Origin of the sequence: Nocardioides pymetrozini, assembly GCF_046058985.1 — a bacterium.
In the GTDB taxonomy this organism is placed as follows: Bacteria; Actinomycetota; Actinomycetes; order Propionibacteriales; family Nocardioidaceae; genus Nocardioides.
This window is the reverse complement of sequence record NZ_CP175556.1, coordinates 4404381-4427863: the sequence shown is the minus strand read 5'-3', so window position 1 is coordinate 4427863 and position 23483 is coordinate 4404381. Positions and strand designations below refer to the sequence as shown.

At 73.2% G+C, this 23483-nt stretch carries 20 protein-coding genes; 8 read left to right on the top strand and 12 right to left on the bottom strand.

The genetic code is table 11. The annotated features are described in order from the left end of the window. Positions 1-88 precede the first annotated feature (88 nt). Positions 89-1303 carry a pyridoxal phosphate-dependent aminotransferase gene (locus tag ACJ5H2_RS21640; RefSeq protein ID WP_408897501.1) on the bottom strand — a complete coding sequence of 405 codons (1215 nt, stop codon included), beginning with the start codon at positions 1301-1303 and terminating at the stop codon, positions 89-91. 62 nt (positions 1304-1365) lie between these two features. Here ACJ5H2_RS21640 and ACJ5H2_RS21635 point away from each other — a divergent pair, with 62 nt between their 5' ends. After that, positions 1366-2037, top strand: coding sequence for an N-acetyltransferase family protein (locus tag ACJ5H2_RS21635; protein ID WP_408897500.1), 672 nt, complete (start codon positions 1366-1368; stop codon positions 2035-2037). A 25-nt stretch (positions 2038-2062) separates the two neighbouring features. On the opposite strand, the gene trxA is transcribed toward ACJ5H2_RS21635, so the two are convergent. The 7 genes from trxA to ACJ5H2_RS21600 form a co-directional block, all read right to left on the bottom strand. After that, complete coding sequence (gene trxA, locus ACJ5H2_RS21630) at positions 2063-2395, bottom strand: thioredoxin (RefSeq protein WP_408897499.1); 333 nt, start codon at positions 2393-2395, stop codon at positions 2063-2065. A 48-nt stretch (positions 2396-2443) separates the two neighbouring features. Further along, positions 2444-3427, bottom strand: coding sequence for a thioredoxin-disulfide reductase (trxB, locus tag ACJ5H2_RS21625; protein WP_408897498.1), 984 nt, complete (start codon positions 3425-3427; stop codon positions 2444-2446). A gap of 131 nt (positions 3428-3558) precedes the next feature. Continuing rightward, positions 3559-4359: a hypothetical protein gene (locus ACJ5H2_RS21620; RefSeq protein WP_408897497.1), complete on the bottom strand. Its 801-nt coding sequence runs from the start codon at positions 4357-4359 to the stop codon at positions 3559-3561. Positions 4360-4453: 94 nt separating this feature from the next. Next, positions 4454-5197, bottom strand: a complete 744-nt coding sequence (gene sigM / locus ACJ5H2_RS21615) for an RNA polymerase sigma factor SigM (protein WP_408897496.1) — start codon at positions 5195-5197, stop codon at positions 4454-4456. Further along, a complete protein-coding gene (locus ACJ5H2_RS21610) occupies positions 5190-7154 on the bottom strand; it encodes a protein kinase domain-containing protein (protein ID WP_408897495.1) in 1965 nt (654 codons plus the stop codon). Before ACJ5H2_RS21610 ends, sigM begins: the two co-directional genes overlap by 8 nt. Before the next feature lie 90 nt (positions 7155-7244). Next, on the bottom strand, positions 7245-8945 hold the full coding sequence (gene murJ, locus ACJ5H2_RS21605; protein WP_408897494.1) for a murein biosynthesis integral membrane protein MurJ: 1701 nt from the start codon (positions 8943-8945) through the stop codon (positions 7245-7247). 11 nt (positions 8946-8956) lie between these two features. Then, positions 8957-11209 carry a DUF6049 family protein gene (locus ACJ5H2_RS21600; RefSeq protein WP_408897493.1) on the bottom strand — a complete coding sequence of 751 codons (2253 nt, stop codon included), beginning with the start codon at positions 11207-11209 and terminating at the stop codon, positions 8957-8959. A gap of 91 nt (positions 11210-11300) precedes the next feature. Between ACJ5H2_RS21600 and ACJ5H2_RS21595 the strand changes: the two genes are divergently transcribed. Then, positions 11301-12740 carry a CCA tRNA nucleotidyltransferase gene (locus ACJ5H2_RS21595; protein WP_408899665.1) on the top strand — a complete coding sequence of 480 codons (1440 nt, stop codon included), beginning with the start codon at positions 11301-11303 and terminating at the stop codon, positions 12738-12740. Between the two features lie 33 nt (positions 12741-12773). Here the strand turns inward: ACJ5H2_RS21595 and ACJ5H2_RS21590 are convergent, their stop codons facing one another. Further along, a complete protein-coding gene (locus ACJ5H2_RS21590; protein ID WP_408897492.1) occupies positions 12774-13559 on the bottom strand; it encodes an SDR family oxidoreductase in 786 nt (261 codons plus the stop codon). A gap of 165 nt (positions 13560-13724) precedes the next feature. Between ACJ5H2_RS21590 and ACJ5H2_RS21585 the strand changes: the two genes are divergently transcribed. Both ACJ5H2_RS21585 and ACJ5H2_RS21580 read left to right on the top strand, forming a co-directional pair. Next, complete coding sequence (locus ACJ5H2_RS21585) at positions 13725-14219, top strand: SRPBCC family protein (RefSeq protein WP_408897491.1); 495 nt, start codon at positions 13725-13727, stop codon at positions 14217-14219. Between the two features lie 43 nt (positions 14220-14262). Further along, complete coding sequence (locus ACJ5H2_RS21580) at positions 14263-15270, top strand: endonuclease/exonuclease/phosphatase family protein (protein WP_408897490.1); 1008 nt, start codon at positions 14263-14265, stop codon at positions 15268-15270. An 81-nt stretch (positions 15271-15351) separates the two neighbouring features. On the opposite strand, the gene ACJ5H2_RS21575 is transcribed toward ACJ5H2_RS21580, so the two are convergent. Both ACJ5H2_RS21575 and ACJ5H2_RS21570 read right to left on the bottom strand, forming a co-directional pair. Beyond that, positions 15352-16434: an inositol-3-phosphate synthase gene (locus ACJ5H2_RS21575; RefSeq protein WP_408897489.1), complete on the bottom strand. Its 1083-nt coding sequence runs from the start codon at positions 16432-16434 to the stop codon at positions 15352-15354. Positions 16435-16505: 71 nt separating this feature from the next. Continuing rightward, the gene (locus ACJ5H2_RS21570; RefSeq protein WP_408897488.1) at positions 16506-17099 is read right to left on the bottom strand and encodes a PadR family transcriptional regulator; all 594 of its coding nucleotides are present in this window, start codon (positions 17097-17099) and stop codon (positions 16506-16508) included. 204 nt (positions 17100-17303) lie between these two features. Between ACJ5H2_RS21570 and ACJ5H2_RS21565 the strand changes: the two genes are divergently transcribed. Genes ACJ5H2_RS21565 through ACJ5H2_RS21550 form a run of 4 tightly spaced genes read left to right on the top strand, consistent with a single transcriptional unit; the run spans position 17304 to position 22445 of the window. Further along, a complete protein-coding gene (locus ACJ5H2_RS21565; protein ID WP_408897487.1) occupies positions 17304-18197 on the top strand; it encodes a hypothetical protein in 894 nt (297 codons plus the stop codon). Then, positions 18194-18694, top strand: coding sequence for a SigE family RNA polymerase sigma factor (locus ACJ5H2_RS21560; RefSeq protein WP_408897486.1), 501 nt, complete (start codon positions 18194-18196; stop codon positions 18692-18694). Before ACJ5H2_RS21565 ends, ACJ5H2_RS21560 begins: the two co-directional genes overlap by 4 nt. Positions 18695-18718: 24 nt before the next feature. Continuing rightward, positions 18719-20986, top strand: a complete 2268-nt coding sequence (locus tag ACJ5H2_RS21555) for a transglycosylase domain-containing protein (RefSeq protein ID WP_408897485.1) — start codon at positions 18719-18721, stop codon at positions 20984-20986. 16 nt (positions 20987-21002) lie between these two features. Continuing rightward, positions 21003-22445, top strand: coding sequence for a glycosyltransferase family 87 protein (locus ACJ5H2_RS21550; protein WP_408897484.1), 1443 nt, complete (start codon positions 21003-21005; stop codon positions 22443-22445). Here the strand turns inward: ACJ5H2_RS21550 and ACJ5H2_RS21545 are convergent. After that, on the bottom strand, positions 22403-23479 hold the full coding sequence (locus tag ACJ5H2_RS21545) for an alanine racemase (RefSeq protein WP_408897483.1): 1077 nt from the start codon (positions 23477-23479) through the stop codon (positions 22403-22405). The genes ACJ5H2_RS21550 and ACJ5H2_RS21545 overlap by 43 nt on opposite strands. Positions 23480-23483: the final 4 nt, after the last annotated feature.

Below are 23483 nucleotides of genomic sequence, written 5' to 3'. Positions count from 1 at the left end.
TTGCGAGGGGGTGGGGGGTGGTTTCGAGGCTCGTCGCTGGCGCTCCTCGCACCTCAACCACCGGAGGGGGCTCGCCGCCGCCGACCGGTCAGCGGCGGGTGGCGAGGAAGTCGGCGATGCGGCCGATCGCCTCCTCGAGCACCTCCACGTCGGGGAGGGTGACCAGCCGGAAGTGGTCGGGAGCGAACCAGTTGAAGCCGGTGCCGTGCGTGACCAGGATCTTCTTGGCCCGCAGCAGCTCGATGACGAAGCCCTCGTCGTCGTCGATCGGATAGACCTCGGGATCCAGGCGCGGGAAGCAGTACAGCGCGCCGCGCGGCCGGACCGAGGAGACGCCGGGGATCTCGTTGAGGAGCCGGTCGGCGAGCATCGCCTGCTCGTAGAACCGTCCGCCGGGCACGATCAGCTCGTTGATGGACTGGTAGCCGCCGAGCGCGGTCTGGATGGCGTGCTGGGCCGGCACGTTGGCGCACATGCGCATGTTCGAGAGCGTGGTCAGGCCCTCGAGGAAGTCCTCGGCGAGCTCCTTGGGACCGGAGATCATCACCCAGCCGGCACGGTAGCCGCAGACCCGGTAGGCCTTGGACAGGCCGCTGAAGGTGAGGCAGAGGACGTCGTTGCCGGCGGCCTGCGCCGCGTGGTGGTGCACCGCGTCGTCGAACAGGATCTTCTCGTAGATCTCGTCGGCGAAGACGACCAGGTCGTGGCGGCGGGCGATGTCGACGAGCTGGGCCACCATCTCCTTGCTGTACACCGCACCCGTGGGGTTGTTGGGGTTGATGATGACCAGGCCGTGCGTGCGCTCGGTGATCTTGGACTCGATGTCCTCGAGGTCCGGCACCCAGCCGTTCTCCTCGTCGCACCGGTAGTGGACCGGCGTACCGCCCGACAGGGAGACCGCCCCCGTCCACAGGGGGTAGTCCGGCGCGGGCACCAGGATCTCGTTGCCGTCGTCGACGAAGGCCTGCAGCACCATCGAGATCATCTCGGAGACGCCGTTGCCGATGAAGACGTCCTCGACGGCCGTGTCCTTCAGGCCGCGGGACTGGTAGTACTGCGCGACGGCGGTGCGTGCGGAGTAGATGCCGCGCGAGTCGGAGTAGCCCTGTGCGTCGGGCAGGTTGTGCACCATGTCCGCCACGATCGCCTCCGGCGCCTCGAAGCCGAAGGGTGCCGGGTTGCCGATGTTGAGCTTGAGGATCTTGTGACCCTCGGCCTCCAGGCGCTGGGCCTCGACGAGGATCGGCCCCCGCACGTCGTAGCGGACGTCGCGAAGCTTCTGGCTCTGGCGGATCTTGCGCACGGGCCCATCCTCTCAGGTCCGCGCCACTGCTTTCCGGCTCGCTCGCGCGTACCATCCCAGCTGTGGCCCGGACCACGGTCCCCCTCACCCTGGACCTGCTCGACGCCCTGTTCGACGACGCGGCGGCGCCGTGCCGCGCCTGCCTGTTCTGGGAGCGCGAGCCCGTTCTGCGCGAGCGCCTCGGCCCGGCCGAGCGCGCCGCCGAGAAGGAGGCCTGGGTCTCCGAGCTGCTGCGCGAGTGGGGCTCGTGTGGACGGGTGGCGCTCGTCGACGGCCGCCCGGTCGGCTATCTCGTCTACGCGCCGGCCGCCTACGTCCCGGGTGCGGCGTCCTTCCCGACCGCCCCGGTGTCCCCCGACGCGGTGCTGATGACCACCGCATGGGTGCGTCCGGAGTACGCCGGCAGCGGGATCGGGCGGCTCCTGGTGCAGGGCATGGCCCGCGACCTCGTGGCGCGCGAGGGGATCCGGGCGGTCGAGGCGTTCGCCCGCGCCGGCCACGGGCACCCGGGCCGTGCCGCGGCGTGCGCGGTCCCGGCCGACTTCCTCGCCCGCGTCGGCTTCAAGACCCAGCGGCCGCACCCGCGCACCCCGCGGATGCGGATGGAGATGCGCTCGCTGGTGACCTGGCGCGGCGAGGTCGAGGCCGCGTGGGAGCGCCTGGTCGGCGTCGTACGACGACCCAAGCCGGCGCCCACGCCCGTGCCCCGGGAAGCACGAAGCCCCCGGCCGTGAGGACCGGGGGCTCGCGTGAGGGCACTCAGGCGCCGATGAACTCGCTGAGCTCGTTGAGGATCGCGGCCTTCGGGCGGGCGCCGACGATGGTCTTGACGACCTCGCCGCCCTGGTAGACGTTGATCGTCGGGATGCCCGTGACCCGGTACGACGCGGGGGTGACCGGGTTCTCGTCGACGTTCATCTTGAGGAAGGTGATCTTGTCGCCGTGCGCGCCGGCGATCTCGTCGAGGATCGGGGCGACCTGGCGGCACGGACCGCACCACTCGGCCCAGAAGTCCACGAGGACGGGCTTGTCGGACTTGAGGACCTGCGCGTCGAACTCGGCGTCGGTCACGGCGGAGATGTTGTCGGCCACTGCGGCCACCCCTTCGGTTGGTTGAACGAGACGTCTGTGGACTTGAACCTACGCGTTGGCCGGAGCATTCCCGGCGGTCGCGGCGGCGTGGTCGAGCTCGGCGAGGTAGCGCTCCGCGTCGAGAGCGGCCGAGCAGCCGGTGCCGGCCGCGGTGATGGCCTGGCGGTAGACGTGGTCGACCAGGTCACCCGCGGCGAACACCCCGGGGATGTTGGTCGCCGTCGAGCCGGGCCGGACCAGCACATAGCCGTTGTCGTCGAGGTCGACCTGGCCGACCAGGAGCTCCGAGCGCGGCTCGTGGCCGATCGCGATGAACAGGCCGGTGGCGGGCAGCTCGCTGGTGGCGCCGGTGCGGGTGTCCTTGAGGGTCAGGGACTCGAGCGAGTCCTCGCCGTTGATCGACTCCACGACGGAGTTCCACACGATCTCCAGCTTCGGGTCGGCGAAGGCCCGCTCCTGCATGATCTTCGAGGCGCGCAGCTCGTCGCGGCGCACGATGAGGGAGACCTTCGAGCCGAACCGGGTGAGGAAGGTGGCCTCCTCGACGGCGGAGTCGCCGCCCCCGACGACCGCGATGTGCTGCTCGCGGAAGAAGAATCCGTCGCAGGTGGCGCAGTAGGAGACGCCGCGCCCGGAGAGACGCTCCTCGTTGGGGAGGTCGAGCTTGCGGTAGCCCGAGCCGGTCGAGAGGATCACCGCGCGCGCCGTGTAGGTGTCGGTCGCCGTCTTGACGATCTTGACGTCGCCGGTGAGGTCCACCTCCACGACGTCGTCGGCCACCAGCTCGGCGCCGAAGCGCTCGGCCTGGGCGCGCATCTCGTCCATCAGCTCGGGGCCCTGGATGCCGTTGCGGAAGCCGGGGAAGTTCTCGACCTCGGTGGTGTTCATGAGTGCGCCGCCGGCCGTCACCGAGCCCTCGAACACCAGGGGGTTCAGCTGGGCCCGCGCGGCGTAGATCGCGGCGGTGTAGCCGGACGGCCCGGACCCGATGACGATGACGTTGCGGGGCGCGGACGTGGCGGACTCGGACATGGGACTCCCCGACGGGATCTGGGCCAGCGGGACCTGGCCGATGGATGGATGCGGCGGACACTTCGGCTACGAGATGACCACGAGATGACAACGTGATCGTAGGCCGCCGGATTCCCTCGCGGTGCCGGTGGTCACCCGGTGGCGGTGAGCGTGGTCGACTGGAGCACGTCGGCGGTCCCGCAGGCGAGCACCTCGGCGACCTGGGTCGTGCCGACGGGTGCCCGGAAGGCCACGACGGCGGGCTGGCCGTCGTACTGGACGCCGATCAGGCGGCCCGGGCCGAAGGCGGCGGGCTCGCACACGAACTCAGGCGGTGCGACGAGCACGGTGCCGGCGTAGTCGGCGGTCGAGGGGTGCGGGAGGGAGAGGTGCTGCAGGGCGACCAGGTCCTCGCGCAGGTGCGCGGCCCGGATCTCGTGCAGCGGCCCCTCGGCGGGCACTCGCTGCAGGGTCAGCAGGGCGGAGTCCTCGCGGGCGTCGGGCGGGGCGGCGCTCGGGGCCGGCGCGGCCTCGGGCACGCTCGCCTGGTCGTCGCCGCCGGCGCTGCCCGCGACGGCACTCTCCCGGGCCGAGCCGTCCTCGGCCAGGCCGCTCAGGGCGGCGTCCTCGCCGGACCCGGGATCGGACACGATCCCGACACCCACCGCGATCGCGGCGACCGCGGCGGCCGCGCCGAAGAGCACCCGCACGCGGCGCCGGCGGCGCAGCGCAGCGGGGTCCAGGGGTACGACGACCGCCGGCGCCTCGGGGTGCGACTCGTGGACGCCGCCGGGCGGGAGCCCCGCCGTGCGCTCGGCCGCGAGCTCGGCGAGCACGCCGTCGATGCGCTGCGCGACGTCGTCGGGGATGGCGACCGGGCCGGACGCGTCCGCGAGGGCGCGACGGACCGCGGCCTCCCGGGCGGGGCTCAGCGGGTCGGTCGGGTCGGTCATGGGTGGCTTCCTGGGCGGTCGGTCCCGAGCGGGCAGGGGCGGCGAGGTGCGCCGGTGGGTGGAGCCCGGTGGGTGGACGGTGGTGGACGGTGGGTCAGTCGACGGCGGTGCCGGCCGGCGGGCCGCGCGGGGTCACCTCTCCGACGTCCGCCGCGCTCGGCGGGTTCCCGCGCTCGGCGTCCCGAGGGCCGTCCGGTGCCGGCTCCGGGGCGTCGAGGAGCCCGGCCAGCAGGACGGCGAGCCGGGCCCGCCCGCGCGAGCAGCGGCTCTTCACCGTGCCCTCCGCGCACTCGAGGATCTGCGCCACCTCCGCGACCGGGTAGCCCTCCATGTCCACGAGGACGATCGCGGCCCGCTGGTCGGCGGGCAGCGTGGCCAGGGCGGCGAGGACCTCCGCTCGTCGCTCGGCGGCCAGTCCCTGCTCGGCGGGATCCGCGGCGTCGTCGACGGTCTCCCGGCGGCGGTGGGCACCGTCGTCGTCGAGGTCGTCGGGGAGCGGCTCGGCGCGGCGTACCCTCTCCGCACGCAGCCGGTCCAGGCACGCGTTGACCACCACCCGGTGCAGCCAGGTCGTCACCGCGGCGTCGCCGCGATAGGAGCCCGCTCGCCGGAAGGCGGCCACCAGCCCCTCCTGCAGCCCGTCGGCGGCGGTCTCGCGATGTCCGCAGGTGCGCAGCGCGACCGCCCAGAGCCGGTCGCGGTGCCGGGCGACCAGGACGCCGAACGCCTCGGGATCGCCGGCGACGTGCGCCTCCACCAGCTCGCGGTCGGTGAGCGCGCCGGGGTCCGGACGGGACGGCGCGCCCGAGGCTGCGCTGGACGCGCTCGGCTCACTCACCACGGACCACCACCTCGGCGACCTCGGCCCGGAAGTCACCGGCGACCTCGGGCAGGGCCGTCCACCACAGCACAAGGTAGCGAGCCTTCACCGGTTCCGCAGGCGCGAGCGTGAGGAGCCCGCCCCCGCTGGCCTCGGCGAGCGGCTCACCGGCCGGGGCCTCCGCGGGCGCCGCGTCACCCGGCGCCGCGTAGAGGGACACGGCGTTCGCCCCCATGGCGCCCTCGTCGACCATCCGCAGCTGCACGCCGCTGACCGTCCGGGTCTCCCCCAGGTCGACGACCAGGCCGACCCCGGTCTTGAGCCCCGGCGGCGGACCGAGCTGGTCGAAGTAGGTCTGCGTGCTCCACGTGGTGCGAGCATCGCCGTCGACGAGGAGCGGCAGCGTGCCCGGGTTCTCCTCGCCGTCGGTGCCCAGCGGGTCGAAGTCGTCGAGCCGGACGCCCGTGATCGCCGCGGCGCGGGCACCGGTGGTCTCGGCGCTGGGCGTCGACTCCTCGGGGTCGCCGCCCAGCGCGGTGCGGCCGCGGCCGAGGTTGAACGCGATCGCGACCGCCACGAGCAGGATCACCGCGAGCGCGACCGCCATGGCCAGGCGCAGCCAGCTGCGGCCCGGGACCGCCTCCAGGCCGTCGGTGGCGTCGGTGTCGTGCGGCCCGGCCCCGGTGTCCCACGGCCAGTAGCCGGTGACCGGAGGCGCCCCGGCGCCGGAGTCTCCCGACGGTCCCGGAGGCCCCGGAGGCCCCGCGGGCACGCGGGGCCGCCGTACGCCGTCCGGTGGGTCGGGCGCGAACAGCGGCCGCTCCGGCAGGTCCTCGAAGGGGGGCGGCGGCGGGGGCGGCGTGCTGCGGGTGCGCAGCCAGGTGACGTCCTCCTCGCCGAAGACCGGCATCCCGGCCTCGGTGGGGAGCTCGGTGAGCAGCGGGACACCTGGGTCGGCGTCCTCCCGGCCCGGCGCGTCCGCGACGGGCTCCTGCTCGTCGGCCGGGTCCCCGCCGTCGGGCGGGCCCTCCCCCGCCGGCTCGCCGCCGGCGGGCGCGACCACCGGGATGTCGTCGCGCGAGGCGTCGTGGGGCAGCGGGTCGGCCAGTGCGGGCAGCCAGACCGGGCGCAGCTCGTTGACGGGAGGCACGGCCCGGGCCAGCTGCTCGGGCATGACGCTGGGGTCACCGACGAAGGCGACGAGCTCCGCGGCGATCGCGGCCGCGGAGGACACGTCCGGATGGTCGCCACCGCGCCGCCGCCAGCGAGGCGTCCCCCCGGGAGCGCCGCCGCGCTGGTCGAGCTCGCGCCAGAGCGCGTCGAGCGGCTGGGGGACGCCGGCCACGACCTGGCGGGGGCTGAGCGTCACGTCGGCCTCGCGCGGGGCGGCGGGCACGATCGACCCGGACGGCCCCGGCCAGGTGGCGGTGAGCGCGCAGTGCAGCAGGCCGCCCAGGTCCTCGAGATCGCCCTGGACGTCCCCGGGCGAGAGGCCGTGCAGAGCGGCGTCGACGCACATGCCGATGATGCGGACGGCGCCGTAGCGGTCGATGAGGATGTTCTCCGGGTTGAGCCGACCGTGGGTCACGCCCGCCGCGTGCGCCCCCGCGAGGGCGTCGGCCACGTCCGCGACGAGCCAGGCCGCGTTGCGGGGCGCGAGCGGGCCGTCGTGGGTCACGAGGATGTCCAGCGAGATGCCGGTGCCCCACTCGTTGACGACGAAGCAGCGGCCGTCCTCCTCCTCGGCGTCGAGCACCCGCAGGATGCGCGGGTCGAGGACGCGGGCGGAGGTGCGCGCCGCCTCGACCAGGTCCTGCGCGCGCGGGTCGTCCTGGGCGATCACGTGCAGGGCGACGAAGCGCTCGAGCACCCGGTCGTGCGCACGCCAGAAGCGCCCGCCGCCGCTCTCGCTCAGCAGGTCGATCAACCGGTAGCGGCCGGCGAGGACATCACCCGACCGCGTCGACGTCGCCACCTCGGTCCCCCTGCTCGCCCCTGCGTGTGTCCTCGTGGTGCTCGATGCCCCCATGTCCCACCGGTCACCCTAGCCCGCCCGGGGCGCCGGCTACCGCCTGCGCAGGCGTGCGGCGACGGTGTCGGCGACGGAGGTCACTTCCTCGAGCCGCAGCGGCCGCGCCACGCCGAGCAGCACGGCCCCTGCCCCTGCGCCGACCAGGGCCACCTCGAGCGCCGCGAGGCTCCAGTGCGCGTCGCGGCCGACGAGCTCGACGACGGTGTCGGACACCACGATGTCGAGGACGCGCGCGCTGACGAAGACGGCGACCGCGGCCCCCAGGAGGCGCACGACGAAGCCCCACCACCCCGCTGCCCCCGCTCGCCGGGCCCCACCGCGCCGCAGCCGGCGGACCAGCACCACCGAGGAGAGGGTCGCACCGACGGTGTAGGCACCCCCGTAGGCCAGGACCAGCATGGGCGAGGTGTCCCAGGGATCGACCTGGGCGACGAGCAGGACCGCGAGGCCGATGTTGGTCGCCGCGATCGCACACTGCACGAAGAACACCAGGCGGTTGAGCTCGAGAGCGTAGAACCCGCGCAGCACCAGGTAGTGCACGGTGAAGGCCACGACGGCGAAGCCGAAGAGCACCATCGAGGACTCGAAGCGGTAGAAGTACGGCGCCGTGGCGCCGTGGCCCCACACGACCTGGGCCAGTGGCAGGGCGATCGACGGCAACAGCGCCGCGAAGGGCACCACGACCACCAGCGCGGTGCGCAGCGTGCTGCCCAGGGTGGCGGCGAGCCGGTCCAGGTCGCCGCCGGCCGCCGCGGCCGACAGACGCGGGAGGATCGCGGTCGCGAGCGAGACCGTGATCACCGAGTGCGGCACCATCGTTACGAGCATCACGTTGGAGTAGATGGTGATGCCGGTGCCGTCCGCCGCCGCGGCCGTGCCGCTGGAGGCCAGCCGCACCACGACGACGTACGCGATCTGGTTCACCACGACGAACAGCACCGTCCACAGCCCGAGGCGGAAGGTGTGGCCCAGGCCCACCCCGCGCCAGTCGAAGCGCGGACGGAAGCGCACGCCGGCGCTGCGCAGGTAGGGCACCAGGATCAGCAGCTGGGCGGCGATGCCCGCGGTGGACCCGATCCCGAGCAGGCGCTCCTGGGCGGGCGTGAACGCCCCCAGCTGCTCGGCCGGGCTGGCCGGGCCGAAGGCCACCAGGTAGGCCGCCAGCACACCGATGGCGATGAGGTTGTTCGCGATCGGCGCCCACATCATCGGCCCGAACCGGCCGCGCGCGTTGAGCACCTGCCCGAGGAGCACGAACATCCCGTAGAAGAAGACCTGCGGCAGGCAGAACCGGGCGAAGTCGATCGCGGACTGCCGCTCCTCGGCGAGATGGGCGGCGTCGTAGCTGGGCACCAGCACCTGCATCACCCAGGGCGCCGCCACCACCAGGAGCACGGTCACGGCGCCGAGGAAGCAGGCGGCGAGCGTGACCACCCGGTTGACGTACGCCGCGCCGCCGTCGGGGTCCTTCTTCATCGACCGCACCAGCTGGGGCACGAGCACGGCGTTGAACACGCCGCCCGCCAGCAGGATGTAGAGCATGTTGGGCACGGTGTTGGCCACCGTGAAGATGTCGGCGTGCAGGGAGACCCCGAGCGCCGCGGCCAGCAGGGTCGAGCGGATGAACCCGCTGAACCGGGAGACCACCGTGCCGGCCGCCATCACCGCCGTGTTGGCGAGGATCCGCCGCTGCTCGCCACCGGCCTCCCGCTCCGTCGTGTCGCCGTCGCTCATGGCGTCACCGCTCACGCGGCGGCGCCGCGCGCGGCCCGGAAGCGCCGGACCAGGCGGATGCCGATGGCCAGGAAGAGGATGCCGGCGCCGGTGCCGATGATCACCCAGATCACCACGCCCACCTGACCGGAGCGGATCGGCAGCTCGTCCTCGGCGCCGAGCGGGGTCCCGTCGGTGTCGGTGAGGCGCAGCCGCACGTTGTGGACGCCGGTGCCGTTCATGTCCGCGCTGATCGGTACCGACGAGCGGCTGTTGGCGGCCAGCACGATCGGGTTGGCCGCCCGCAGCACCGCGTCGTCGTCCGAGGACGCCTCGATGTGCACGGTCACGGCGTGGTCGAGGTCGTTGCTGACGGCGACGTTGAAGCTGCCCGAGCTGCTCGAGAGGGTCACGCCCTGCGGGGCGTCGAGGCTGACCTGGTCCAGCTGGTCGGTGACCCACGCGCGGGACCGGCCCAAGCGGGGACCCGCGTCGGCGTCGTCGCGCATCGCGTACGACGTGCCGGCGAGCGCCTCCCCCACCAGGGTGTCGCCGATCGCGTAGCCGTCGCCGAGGATGCTCTGCAGCGAGCGGCCGGCCCGGATCAGGCTGCCGGCCTCGGTGAACACGCCGGCGTCGAGCTGGGCCTCGACCTGGCCCTCCGGGTAGGTGAGCTCGTCGAGGTCGAGCTGGCGCTCCCCTGCCTGCTCGGCGGCGAGGTCGTTGGTGCGGGTGATGGTCGGCAGGTCGACCAGCGTCAGCGGCCCGTCGTCGAGGCCCTTCCAGAACTCGGGGGCGCCGGCGGCGTCGACGCTCGAGGGCAGCACCACCACCAGTGGGTCGGGCCGACCCTCCTCGGCGCGCAGGATGCGCGCCACCGCCTCGCTGAGCAGGCGCTGACGCAGCGCCACCGGCGCCTGGGCGGGATCGGGGCCCGGTCCGCCGCGGGTGGTCGCCGTGCTCGTGGCGACCACCGGCCGGTCGTCCACCAGCGCGCCGACGGGCGCACCGTCCGGGAACGCCGTCGGCGAGAACATCTGCTCCCCGAGCAGGACCGTCGCATCGTCGTCGACCTTCTCGATCGCGGCGGCGTCGAGGTAGCCGTTCGGTGCCGCGACGGCCGGTGTCCCCTCGACCCCCCACAGGGCCAGGGTCGGGGACAGGTGCTTGCGCGCGGTCGCGTAGAGCCCGGGGAGAGCGCGCGCCGCCGCGGCGAGATCGGGGTCGCCGTACGGGAGGAGGGCGACGGTGTCGTCGGGCAGCACCGTGCTCGCGCGCTGGAGCCAGGACTGAGCGGAGCGGACGAGCCGGCTGTCCGGCTCGAGGGTCGCGAGGCGCACGTCCGCGGCGTCGTCGCCGGCCTCGCCGGCATCACCGGTGCTCTCGTCCTCGCTCTCCGACTCGGTCGGCGAGGGGCCGTCGCTCGCGTTCGGCTCTCCCGTCGGCTGCAGGGGGGTGATCGCCCGGGTCGGGTTGCCGGCCGCCAGCTGGCTGACCGCGTCGGGCAGGGCGGGGTCCACCAGCCAGGTCACCGGCGTGGTGCCGCTCGCCGCGCCGAAGGCCAGCGGTCCGCCGAGGGTGCCCTCCGGCGACAGGGCGTCCTCCCAGCGTGCGGTGCGGCCGAGCTCGCCGTCCGCGGAGTGCGCCACCCGTCCGCGCAGCGGCACCACGACCGCCGTCGCCACCCGGGCGCTGGTGCCGGGCGCGACGTACGGCAGGAAGGTCCGCGCGCGGCCGTCGGCGAGGTCGTCGCGGCCGGTCGGGTTCTCGCCGAGAGCGTGGACGCCGAACCAGTAGACGCCCGTCGTGGGTGCCGCGAACACCTGCCGCAGCACCCGCTGCGGGATCCGGATGGTGAACGACTCGCTCTCGCCGGGGCCGAGGGTCTCGACCTCCGCCCGCACGGCGGAGTCGTCGGTGTAGCGCACGCCGACCTGGGCCTCGGGGTCGGTCGCGACGGCGGCGGAGATCTCCTCGGCCGTCGTCATCGGCGGCGCACCCGCGCCGAACATGGGGTAGAGGTTGATCCGGTCCCAGCTCTCGAGGTCCACGTTGGTGACCTGGCCCCGGACGACCAGCGGGCCGCGGCGCGGCAGCATCCCCGGCGTGAGGGCGTCGATGGTGACCTCGAGCGGAGCGTCGTACGCCGCGTTCTTGGGCGCCGCCTCCGGTGCCGCGTCAGGCGTCGTCCCCGGCGCAGCGGCGCCGGGCGCGGCCGGCAGCGCCAGCGCGAGCAGAAGAGCGGTCGCCAGACCCGCGAGCAGGCGGGAAGGACGGCGGACCACGAACCCGAGGGTAGTGGGGGGCCCGGCGGGCTCCCGCCTAGACTCTCCGCCCGTGACCGAGACGCCCGACCCGAGAGACCCTCGCGCCCCGCTGAGGCTGGTCGACGTCCAGGCAGCGGTCGGCGCCGAGCTGGACCGCATCGCCCCGGTCATCGACGACCTCGGTGCCCGGTTCGCCGACGCGGGCCACGAGCTCGCCCTCGTCGGCGGGCCGGTGCGCGACGCGATGCTGGGCCGCCGGTCCAACGACCTCGACCTGACGACGTCGGCCCGTCCCGAGCAGACCGACAGGATCCTCAAGGCGTGGGGCGACGCCTGGTGGGACATGGGCCGCGACTTCGGCACCATCGGCTGCCGCAAGGGCGACTGGGTCGTGGAGGTGACGACCTACCGCTCCGAGGCCTACGACCCCGACAGCCGCAAGCCCGAGGTGCAGTACGGCGACTCCCTGGCGGGCGACCTCGGCCGGCGCGACTTCACCGTCAATGCGATGGCGGTGCGGCTGCCCGGCCGTGAGATCGAGGACCCGTTCGGCGGGGTGATGGACCTCGCCCACCGCGTCCTCCGGACGCCGGGCACGCCCGAGCAGTCCTTCTCCGACGACCCGCTGCGGATGATGCGGGCAGCGCGCTTCGCCGCGCAGCTCGGCTTCGCGGTGGACCCGGCGGTGGTCCGGGCGATGACCGACATGGCCGACCGGATCGCGATCATCTCGGCCGAGCGCGTGCGCGACGAGCTGGTCAAGCTCGTCTGCGCGCCGTACCCCCGGCTGGGCCTCGAGCTGCTGGTCGAGACCGGGCTCGCGGACCGGGTCCTGCCCGAGCTGCCCGCGCTCAAGCTCGAGCGCGACGAGCACCACCGCCACAAGGACGTCTACGAGCACACGCTGACGGTGCTGGAGCAGGCGATCGACCTCGAGCCGCGGCTCGCCGAGCGTGCCGGCATCCCCGCGCCGGACTTCGTCTCCCGGTTCGCCGCCCTCATGCACGACGTCGGCAAGCCGCGCACCCGCCGCTTCCAGAACGACGGCACGGTCACCTTCCACCACCACGACGTGGTCGGCGCCAAGCTCACCCGCAAGCGGATGAAGGCGCTGAAGTTCAGCAACGACCAGATCGACGCGGTCGGTGAGCTCGTCGAGCTCCACCTGCGCTTCCACGGCTACGGATCGGGCGAGTGGACGGACTCCGCCGTGCGCCGCTACGTCCGCGACGCGGGCGCCCAGCTCGAGCGGCTGCACGTGCTCACCCGCGCCGACTGCACGACCCGCAACAAGCGGAAGGCCGACCGGCTGCGTCGTACCTATGACGACCTGGAGGCCCGGATCGACCGGCTCTCGGCCGAGGAGGAGATGGCCGCGATCCGGCCCGACCTCGACGGCAACCAGATCATGACCATCCTCGGCATCGGCCCGGGCCGTGAGGTCGGCGAGGCCTACCGCTTCCTCCTCGAGCTGCGTCTCGACAACGGCCCGATGGCCGAGGACGACGCCGTCGCCGCCCTCCGGGAGTGGTGGGCGGCGCGCGGCTGAGCCCGACCAGGGGACGGGCTACCAGGTTGCGGGCTACCAGGGGACGGGGCCCTCGGCGTCGAAGAAGGTGCCGCTCGGCCCGGACTCGTCCAGGAGCGCCGCCCGGGCCACGACCTCGGCGGCCTCGTCCGCCGGCGTCGGCGCGGCCGCCCGGTTCTCCGGGCCGCCGAGATCGGTCTGCACCCAGCCGGGGCACACCGAGTTCACCTTGATCGGGGAGTCGGCGAGGCTCTTGGCCAGCGCGATCGTCAGCGCGTTCAGCGCCGCCTTCGAGGACTGGTAGGCGGGGACGACCAGGGAGTGGTACGGCGAGTCCGGGTCCAGCTGGTCGGCGAGCGAGCCCATCCGGCTGGAGACGTTCACGATCCGGCCCCCCGGAGACCGGTGGAGCAGCGGGAGGGCGGCCTGGGTCACGCCCGCCGCCCCGAGGACGTTGGTGCGGAAGGTCCGCAGGAGAAGGTCGGGGTCCAGCGGCCGCACGGCGTCGCTCGCCGTCGCCTCCGGCAGGATTCCCGCGTTGTTGACGAGGATGTCGAGCCGGCCGTGCTCGCGCTCGACCCGCGCGGTCGCCGCCCGGATGCTCTCGGGGTCGTCGACGTCGAGCGGCACGGCGCTCGCCCAGATGCCGTCGGCCCGCAGCGCGACGACCGCCTCGCGGGAGCGCTCCTCGTCGCGGGCGCCGACGACCACGGTGGCGCCGGCAGCGCCGAGGCGTCGCGCGGTCGCCAGGCCGAGGCCGCGGTTGCCGCCGGTGACGAGGGCGACGGGGGCGACGGGGGCCGGGTGGGAGGAGGGAGGGGTGTCGGTGTGCGTGGTCATGGCACCACCCTGGCGGCGGCGTACCAGCGGGGTCTGGCGGCAATCGGACGTCGCAGCCACCGCGCCCCTGCTCGCGCCGATGCTGTGAGCGGAGTCACGTACCGCCGGTACGCTACCTGCGGGTAGCGTCGCCGGGACCGCCCTGGACCGACGGAAGGCAACCGCATGAGCGACACCTACGAGAAGCTGCTCGAGGACTCCATCGAGATCGCCGCACCCGCCGACGCGGTGTGGACCCTGGTGACCGACATCCCCGCGATGGCCAAGTGGAGCCCGCAGGTCGTCAAGTCGACGGTCAAGGGCGGGGTGGTCAAGCAGGGCGCGACCTTCAGCAACCTCAACAAGCAGGGCATCAAGCGCTGGCCGACCGGCGGCAAGGTCGTCCGCTTCCAGCCGCCGACCGCGTCGACGCCGGGCGAGTTCGCGTTCCGGATCCGCGAGAACCGGACCGTGTGGTCCTTCCGGCTGGAGCCCACCGCGGACGGCGGCACCCGACTGACCGAGCGCCGCGAGGCGCCCGACGGCATCTCCGCCCTCTCGCTCATCCTCACCAAGCTCGTGCTGGGCGGCCAGAAGCCGTTCACCGAGGAGCTGCGCAGCGGCATCCGGCAGACGCTCGAGCGGATCAAGGCCGAGGCCGAGGCCCGCGTCCGCGGGTGAGCCCGGCGTCCGCCACCGACCACCGTCCCGGTTCAATGGGCGCGTGACCGAGGACCGCCCGAAGCCTCCGCGGCCCCAGGCGGTCCCCGCCGCGAGCCCCGCCACGACGGTCGCGACCATCGCGGCCGTGCTCGTCGTACTCGCTGCCGTGGCGGTGGTCCTGCTGCTCCAGGACGCGAGCGAGCCGCCGGGCGGCCGGCCCGGGGCGCCGACGACGGTGCCCGCGCCCCCGTCCTCGGGGGCCACGCCCACGCGGACCGAGCCGCTGCCGCCCACGCCGACGCTCCCCTCGCCCACCGCCCCGCCCCCGCCGAGCTGCCCCACGCCGACGCCGGTCCAGCTCACGGTCCTCACGTTCAACATCCACTTCGGCGTCGGGCACGGACGGGGCGGCCTGGACCGGATCGCGGAGGAGATCCGCGCCTGGCAGCCGGACGTCGTCCTGCTCCAGGAGGTCGACAAGGGCCGGCCGGTGTCCGGCAACGTCGACCAGGCGGCGGCGCTCGGCGAGAAGACCGGCCTGCACCACGCGTACGGCGGCAACTCGCGCAACACCGGCGCGGGACCCCGCGGCAACGCGATCCTGTCGCGCTTCCCGATCACGGCGGCGGGCAACACCCACCTCCCCATGGCCGGCGGTCGCGAGCTGCGCGGCCTGCTGCACGCCCGCCTCGACGTGGGCGGCGTACCGGTGAGCGTCTATGCCACGCACTTCGACCACCGCTCCCGCGACGCGCGGCGGGTGGCGGCGCAGACCGCCGTCGGGATCATGGCCGCCGACCCGCTGCCCAAGATCTTCGGTGGGGACCTCAACACCGGCCCCGACGGGCGCCCGCTCACGATCCTGCGCGCTGCCGGCCTCGGTGACGCGTGGGCCGTCGGGAAGGGCAAGGGCGCGACCGTCCCCGCCGACCGTCCCGGCAGCCGGATCGACTTCATCCTCCACGACGGCTGGTTCACCCCGCTCCAGGCCGAGGTCCTCTACTCCGACGTCTCCGACCACCGCCCGGTCTGGACCCGGATGCAGCTCCAGCCCCCACCCGCCTGCTGACGGCGAGGTGTGAGTCGCGGGAGATGACACCGGCCCGACTCGCGGAGGCGAGCCGGGCCGGAGCCGTGGAGCGGGTGGGCGTCAGACGCCCTTGATGAAGGCCTCGAGCTGGGCGCGACCCTCGGTGTCCTCGATCTGCACCGGCGGGCTCTTCATGAGGTACGCCGACGCGGGGATGATCGGGCCGCCGACGCCGCGGTCCTTGGCGATCTTCGCGGCCCGGACGGCGTCGATGATGATGCCGGCCGAGTTCGGGGAGTCCCAGACCTCGAGCTTGTACTCCAGGTTGAGCGGGACGTCGCCGAAGGCGCGGCCCTCGAGCCGGACATAGGCCCACTTGCGGTCGTCGAGCCACGCGACGTAGTCGGACGGGCCGATGTGGACGTTCTTGTCGTCCTTGAGGTTGGCCAGCGAGCCGGTCAGGTTCGAGGTCACGGCCTGGGTCTTGGAGACCTTCTTCGACTCCAGGCGCTCACGCTCGAGCATGTTCTTGAAGTCCATGTTGCCGCCGACGTTGAGCTGGTAGGTGCGGTCCAGCGCCACGCCGCGGTCCTCGAACAGCTTGGCCATCACGCGGTGGGTGATGGTCGCGCCGACCTGCGACTTGATGTCGTCACCGACGATCGGGACGCCGGCGTCCTCGAACTTCTTCGCCCAGACCGGGTCGGAGGCGATGAAGACGGGCAGGGCGTTGACGAAGGCGACGCCGGCGTCGATCGCGCACTGGGCGTAGAACTTGTCGGCCTCCTCGGAGCCCACCGGCAGGTAGGAGACGAGGACGTCGACCTCGGCGTCCTTGAGCGCCTGGACGACGTCGACCGGCTCGGCGCCGGACTCCTCGATCGTCATCCGGTAGTACTTGCCCAGACCGTCGAGGGTCGGGCCGCGCAGCACCTCGACGCCGAGGGTCGGGACGTCGGCGATCTTGATGGTGTTGTTCTCCGAGGCGTTGATGGCCTCGGACAGGTCCTTGCCGACCTTCTTGTCGTCGACGTCGAACGCCGCGACGAACTCGACGTCGCCGACGTGGTAGTCGCCGAACTGGACGTGCATGAGCCCCGGGACGGTGCTCGCGGCATCGGCGCCCCGGTAGTACTGCACGCCCTGGATGAGGGACGTGGCGCAGTTGCCCACGCCGGCGATCGCTACTCGAACCGAACCCATGGGGTTACCTTCCTTGCTACTCATGACATCTCGTGAATGAACGGTGCTGACCTGTCCGTGTGCGGTGCCGGTCAGGACGGTGTCGACGGTGTTGCGGGAGCCGGCGTGTCCGGCCCGGGTGCTGCCTGCTGCACGTTGCGCTCGGCGTTGATGAGCTCGGAGAGCCAGCGCACCTCCCGCTCGACCGACTCGACGCCGTGACGCTGCAGCTCGGCGGCGTACCGGTCCGCCTCGGCCTGCGTCATCGCCAGCTCGCGCTGGACGCGGTCGAGCCGCTCCTGGAGCCGCGAGCGACGACCTTCGAGGACGCGCAGGCGGATCTCCATGTCGGTGGAGGAGAAGAACCGGAACCGGATGTCGAAGTTGTCGTCCTCCCAGGCGGCAGGACCCACCTCCGACATCAGGCGCGAGAACTCCTGGGTGCCCAGGTCGGTCACCTTGTAGACGATCCGCTGCCGACGGGTCTGGGGACCCGACGGCACGGTCTCCTCGATGAGGTTGCCACGGAGCATCTTCTTCAGCGCGGGATAGAGCGAGCCATAGGACAGCAGCCGGCCCCAGCCCAGCATCAGGTTGAGCCGCTTGCGCAGCTCGTAGCCGTGCATGGGTCCCTCGTGCAGCAGTCCGAGGACTGCGAGCTCGATGGTGTCCCCGCGCCGTGCCATGCGACCTATCGTAGCGATATATCCGCGAGACGTGAACTCCCGATGGATCGGGGGTGTCGCGCTGGGGAGGGGACCGGGGGGTTGGACGACGAAACTCACGCTGGGACGAAGAAGCATCATCGTCCAGGCGTGAGTTTCACCGGCCGGCCGGTGAAACTGTCTCCGCCCCGGCAACCGATCCCCGGCCCGCTCCGTAGGGAGAGCATGAGCACCATCGAGGACCAGATCGCGGTCGCGTTCGAGGCCGGGTACGCCGACGAGCCGGCGCCGCGCTCGCCGGCTGACTACCTGCTGGGTGGTCGCCGACGGCTGCGGAACCGGCGCCTGGGGACGGGTGGCGCCGCGGTGCTCGTCGCGGCGGCGGCACTGGCCTTCGCCCTGCTCCCCGACGGTGGGACGTCGGGCACCACCCCGGACCGCACCCCCGTCGTCGAGGCGCCGACGCCCTCGCCCGCGGCGACGGACCCGGCCACCGCCGAGGCGACGGCCACCACCGAGGAGCGGCCACGGGAGAAGCTCTCCGACGTCCTCGTGCCCGGCCAGCACGTCGGATACGACGGCCGCGGCGAGATCCGGCTCCGGCCCGGCTGGCGGGTCGTGCGCGAGGTGCCCAACCCCCTGCGCGCGGTCGCGCCCGCGACGTCCGTCGGGCTGGTGGTCACCGACGGCAAGCAGACCTACTGGTACCTGCTCGAGCACGGCCCCGACACGGGCGGCGCGACGTGGGACCCCGCGAGCAAGGCCTACGCCCGCTTCGAGGAGTGGCTCGACGTCATGGTCGACCTCGCCCGCGGCACCGAGCAGGCGGCGTACGTCGCCTTCGCGCCCCAGGGCGCGGTCCTGGAGCCGGGGGTCGGCGTGCGGATCGTGCGCCAGTGGCCCGCGCCGGACCTGCCGGGCTTCGCCGCCCCCGGCGAGGACAGCGCGCTCGCCAAGGTGGTGGTCGACGGGCGCACCTTCTTCGTGCTCGCCCGGCGCACGCCCGGCGGCCCGACCGACACCATCCCGTACGACGCCGCGCTGCTCGCCGAGCCGACGCTCGAGGCGTTCCTCGCCCATGCGCGCGAGGCCTACGCCTCGGGCGAGGGACTGCGGTGAGCGCGCGCGAGGAGCGGGACGCCGCGTTCACCGCGTTCGTCGAGGCACACCAGGTCCGGCTGCGCCGGATCGCGTACGCCGTGTGCGGCGACTGGAACCGGGCCGAGGACGTGCTGCAGACAGCGCTGGCGAGGCTGTACGCGAGCTGGCCGCGGCTGCACGCGGGCGGCACCGAGATGGCCTACGTGCGCCGGATCATCGTCAACGCCGACCTCGACGACCGCCGCCGGCCGTGGCGTCGCGAGCGGCCGGGTCTCGACGGACATGACGCGCCGACCCGCCCCGGAATGCCACCGGACGAGCGCACGGACCTGCTCGCCGCGGTCCGGGCGCTGCCCCCGATGCAGCGGCGGGTCGTGGTGCTGCGCCACTGGCTCGGGCTGTCCGTCGCCGAGACCGCGCAGGAGCTGCGGATCGCCGAGGGGACGGTGAAGAGCCAGTCGTCGCGGGCCCTGGCGACACTGCGGGAGGAGATCGGGCGGAAATCGGTCGGCTGACGCGGGCGCCGTACCCTGTCCAGCGTGGTTCAGGGAAAACGGAAGTCCGCAGCGCCGTCCGCGCGGTCGAAGTCGCGCTCCAAAGGGCGCACGAAGGACCGCACGCCGCTGACCTGGAAGCAGCGGCTGAAGAAGTACACCGTGTGGGGCCTCGTGGCCTGCGTGGTGATGGCCCTGCTCGGCGCGGCCGGCTTCTTCGTGGCCTACCGCTCCATCGACATCCCGGACCCGAACGCCGAGTTCCTCACCGAGACGACGCAGGTCCTCTACGCCGACGGCAAGGGCCAGCTCGGCCAGTTCGCCGTCCAGAAGCGTGACTCGATCGAGTACGACGAGATGCCGCAGTACATGAAGGACGCGGTCGTCGCGGCGGAGAACCAGAGCTTCTGGACCGACAACGGCATCGACCCCAAGGGCATCCTGCGCGCGGCGTTCAGCAACGCCCAGGGCAACTCGACCCAGGGCGCGTCGACGATCACCCAGCAGTACGTCAAGATCCTCTACCTCACCCAGGAGCGGACCTGGAAGCGGAAGGTCAAGGAGGCCATCCTCTCGCTCAAGGTCCGCAACCAGCTGAGCAAGCAGGACGTGCTCGAGGGCTACCTCAACACCATCTACTTCGGCCGCGGCGCCTACGGCATCCAGGCCGCGGCGCAGGCCTGGTTCGCCAAGGACGCCGCCGACCTCAACCTCAAGCAGTCCGCCGCCCTGGCCGCGATCCTCAACAACCCCAACCGCCTCGACCCCGACAACGGCGAGGAGGCGACCCAGGAGCTGCTCGGCCGCTACCAGTACGTCCTGGACTCGATGGAGAAGATGGGCACCGCGCCGGCCGGCGAGGTCTCCCAGGCCCGCGAGTCGCTGCCGAAGTTCCCCCAGATCAAGCAGAGCGAGCAGTACGGCGGCCAGCGCGGCCACGCGCTGACGATGGTCCGCAAGGAGCTGCTCCGGCTCGGCTTCAGCGAGCAGGAGATCAACGGCGGTGGCCTCCAGGTCACCACCACGTTCACGAAGAAGGCGATGAGCGCCGCGGCCGAGGGCGTCGCCGAGCAGCGGCCCGAGGGCTTCGGTCCCCAGCAGCTCCACGTCGGCGTCGCCTCGGTCGAGCCCGGCACGGGCGCGGTGCGCGGCTTCTACGGCGGGCAGGACTACCTGCAGTCGCAGATCAACTGGGCCGTCTCAGGCGGCCAGGCCGGCTCGACGTTCAAGCCGTTCGCGCTGGCCGCGGCCATCGAGTCCGGCTTCGAGCTCACCGACACCTTCGACGGCAACTCCCCCTACGAGCTGCCCGGCGGCGGACGCCCCTTCGAGAACCAGGGCGACCGCAGCTACGGCCGGGTCAACCTGATCAAGGCCACGCAGGACTCGATCAACACCGCCTACATCGACATGACCCTGGCCATGCCCGACGGCCCGACCCAGATCATCGAGACCGCCAACACGATGGGCATCCCGCCCGAGCAGCCGGCCGCGAAGCCCTACGGCATCCCGACGTCGAGCCCGGGCCTGCAGGCCAATACCGGCGTCTCGCTCGGCTCGCAGACGGTCAGCCCGATCAACATGGCCAACGGCTACGCGACCATCGCCAACCGGGGCGTCGCCGCGGACCCGTACATCATCGAGAAGGTCGTCGACCGCGAGGGCGTGGTGCGCTACACGCACAAGGTCGCCACGCACGAGGCGATCCGCGAGGGCGTGGCCGACGACGTGGGCTGGGCGCTGCAGCAGGTCGTGCGGGCCGGCTCGGGCACCGCCGCCCTCGGCCTGGACCGCCCCGCCGCCGGCAAGACCGGTACGGCGACCAACGGCCTCGGCGAGGTCTCCTCCGCCTGGTTCGTCGGCTACACCCCGCAGCTGGCCACCGCCGTGATGTACGTGCGCGGCAAGGGCAACGAGCAGCTCAAGGACTGGCTGCCGTCGTACTTCGGCGGCGACTACCCGGCCGAGACCTGGACGGCCGTGATGCTGCGAGCCCTCGAGGGCGAGGAGGTCGAGGACCTGCCGCCGGCGGCGTACGTCGAGGGCGATGCGCCGTCCGACGGGCACGAGTACGTCCCGCCGCCGCCCCCGCCGCCGAAGAAGCCGCAGAAGACCAAGGAGCCGAAGTCGGACAAGCCGACGGAGGTGCCGCCTCCGCCGCCGACGACCGAGCTGCCCCCGCCGCCCCCGCCGACGACGGACGCCCCGACGCAGCCGACGGGACAGCCGACGCAGACGAACTCGCCGGTGTTCCCGGGGCAGGGTGGGAAGCCTCGGGTCCGACACGGCCGCCGTCGTCCCGCCCCCCGCTAACCCCGGGGAGCGACGAGTGGGCCACGTCCACCCGACCCGCGACGACCGGGTCGTCGCGGCGCTGAGCGAGGTCGTCGGCGGGCCGATGGGCGAGCGCGCCCGGCCGCACCGCTGGTGGACCCCGGCGCGTGTGCTGCTGCTGCTCACCGCCGTGGTCTTCGCCGCGGGGCTGGTGCAGAAGGCGCCGTGCTCGCTGGCGGACGGGCGCGACCAGAACTGGGTCTACTCCCACATGTGCTACACCGACCTGCGCCCGCTCTACGTGCCGCGGGGCCTGGTCGAGAAGGCCTGGCCCTACTCCGACGACGAGCAGGTCCGCGCCCGCTACGACGTGATGGAGTACCCGGTCGGCATCGCCTACTGGGCGTGGGGCACCGCGTGGGTCACCCACTGGCTCAACGGCTCCCCCGACCTCTCCGAGCGCTACCGCACCCCCGTCGACCAGCTGTACGGCGACCCGGAGGTCGACGACGAGCAGTCGATCTTCCTGCTGGTCAACGCGGTCGGCTTCGGCGCCCTCGCGCTGCTGTCCACCTGGCTGATCGCGGGCGTGCATCGCACCCGGCCCTGGGACGCCGCGGCGTTCGCGCTCTCGCCGACGCTGCTCCTGACCGGCCTGATCAACTGGGACCTGCTCGCGGTCGTCCTGGTCGCCGGCGCGCTGTGGGCATGGTCGCGCGACCGGCCGGTGCTGACCGGGGTCCTGATCGGCCTCGGGACCGCGGTGAAGCTCTACCCCCTGTTCCTGCTCGGCGGCCTGCTGGTGATCTGCCTGCGCCGTCGCCAGGTGGGCCGGTTCGCCGTCGCTGCGGTGTGGGCCGTGGCGGCGTGGGCGGCGGCCAACGCGCCGGCGTACCTCACCGGTCCGGAGCAGTGGAAGGTCTTCTGGTCGTTCAACTCCGAGCGCACCGCCGACCTGGGCTCGCTGTGGATGCTCGTCGACCAGGCCGGCGACGTCGGCTTCTCCGCCCACACCATCAACCAGTGGTCGTGGATCCTCTTCGGCGCCTGGTGCGTGGGGGTGTTCGTGGTCGGGATGACGGCGGGGCGCGGAGATTCCTACACCTCGGTCCCGCGCCTGGCCCAGCTCGGCTACCTCATCGTCGTCGGCTTCCTGCTGGTCAACAAGGTGTACTCGCCGCAGTACGTCCTGTGGCTGCTGCCGCTCGCGGTGCTCGCGCGGCCGCGCTGGCGCGACCAGATCGTCTGGCAGGCCAGCGAGGTCCTCTACTTCTGCACGATCTGGTGGTATCTCGGCGGCTACCTGGAGCCGGCCGGAGGCGGGGACGCGGGCTTCTACTGGGTGGGGATCGTGGTGCGCGTCCTCGGGGAGCTCTATCTCGCCGCCGTGATCGTGCGTGACCTGTACCGCCCCGCCCACGACCCGGTGGGCGTCGAGCGGATCGAGCCGCCCGCTCAGGCCGTGACGACCACCCGGTCGAAGGCCGTCGCGGTGTAGCGGACCCGGACGTCGACCTCCTCGCCGACCTCCGGCACCCGCGCGCCGTGCGGCAGGAACAGCATCGACGCCTGCATGTGCGGCGGCTCGGCGAAGAGCCGCTGCTTGCCGTCGATCGCGTACGGCGAGCGCACGAAGCCGACCGCGTCGAGACCGCCGCGGGCGAGGGTCGCCGCGCGGGCCTTGATGCTCTGCTCGCCGGTCGGTGCCTCGAGCCCGATGCCGTGGGCGGTGCCGCCGCTGACGACGAGCACGTGCCCGGCCTTGGGGGCCGTGCGCCCGCGGTAGCCGAAGGCGTCGCCGCGCTCGACGGGGTGGACGTCGAGGACGGTCGCGCTGACCCGCAGCGCGCCGCGGTCGCCGAGCCAGAGGCCGGTCCCGATCCGCGGCCGGAGCGTGAAGTCGCCGTACTGGCTGCGCAGCGTGGCGAGCTCCGCGTCGGTGAGATGGCTGACCCAGACCTGGGGCGCGCCGCGGGTGGGGATCTCGGCGGCGACGAAGTCGTTCACCAGACGGGTCACCTCGCGCAGGTGCGTGCCCTGCCCGAGCGGGAGGTGCAGCGCGAGGCCCTCGACCCGGGCGCCGGGGTGCTTGCGCAGCAGCTCACCGGCCTCCCACAGCTCCCGGGCCGCCATGCCGTGGCGGCGCATCGAGGTCATCCGCTCGAGGACGACGCGCGCGGCCGGGTCGCGCTGCAGGAGCTCGCGCAGGTCCCCCAACCGGCTGACGGTGTGCACCAGGCGCCGGCCGAGGGGCGCCGCGGGCACCGGGACCCACGGCCGCCACGGGGCCAGGACGAGCAGCTCGCCGTGCCAGCGCTGGGCGACCTCGGGCAGCTCGTCGTAGGTGCCCACGGCCAGGGTTCGTACGTCGTGGCCGCGCTCGGCGAGCCACTGTGCCTTGCGCGCCAGCCGGCCGAGGGTGAAGCCGTAGCCGTTGCCCTTGGCGACCGGGACGATGCCGGGCTGGGCTGCGGCGACCGACTCCAGGTGGGCGCGCCAGCGCGGACCGTCGACGGTGAGGGTGAGCGTCATGGCG

What these genes read in the sequence shown, in the direction of transcription:
- ACJ5H2_RS21620 (WP_408897497.1), bottom strand. Translation starts at nt 4,359, where the DNA reads ATGACCGACCCGACCGACCCGCTGAGCCCCGCCCGGGAGGCCGCGGTC.
- ACJ5H2_RS21575 (WP_408897489.1), bottom strand. Translation starts at nt 16,434, where the DNA reads ATGGGTTCGGTTCGAGTAGCGATCGCCGGCGTGGGCAACTGCGCCACG.
- ACJ5H2_RS21545 (WP_408897483.1), bottom strand. Translation starts at nt 23,479, where the DNA reads ATGACGCTCACCCTCACCGTCGACGGTCCGCGCTGGCGCGCCCACCTG.
- ACJ5H2_RS21570 (WP_408897488.1), bottom strand. Translation starts at nt 17,099, where the DNA reads ATGGCACGGCGCGGGGACACCATCGAGCTCGCAGTCCTCGGACTGCTG.
- ACJ5H2_RS21565 (WP_408897487.1), top strand. Translation starts at nt 17,304, where the DNA reads ATGAGCACCATCGAGGACCAGATCGCGGTCGCGTTCGAGGCCGGGTAC.
- trxB (WP_408897498.1), bottom strand. Translation starts at nt 3,427, where the DNA reads ATGTCCGAGTCCGCCACGTCCGCGCCCCGCAACGTCATCGTCATCGGG.
- ACJ5H2_RS21585 (WP_408897491.1), top strand. Translation starts at nt 13,725, where the DNA reads ATGAGCGACACCTACGAGAAGCTGCTCGAGGACTCCATCGAGATCGCC.
- ACJ5H2_RS21590 (WP_408897492.1), bottom strand. Translation starts at nt 13,559, where the DNA reads ATGACCACGCACACCGACACCCCTCCCTCCTCCCACCCGGCCCCCGTC.
- murJ (WP_408897494.1), bottom strand. Translation starts at nt 8,945, where the DNA reads ATGAGCGACGGCGACACGACGGAGCGGGAGGCCGGTGGCGAGCAGCGG.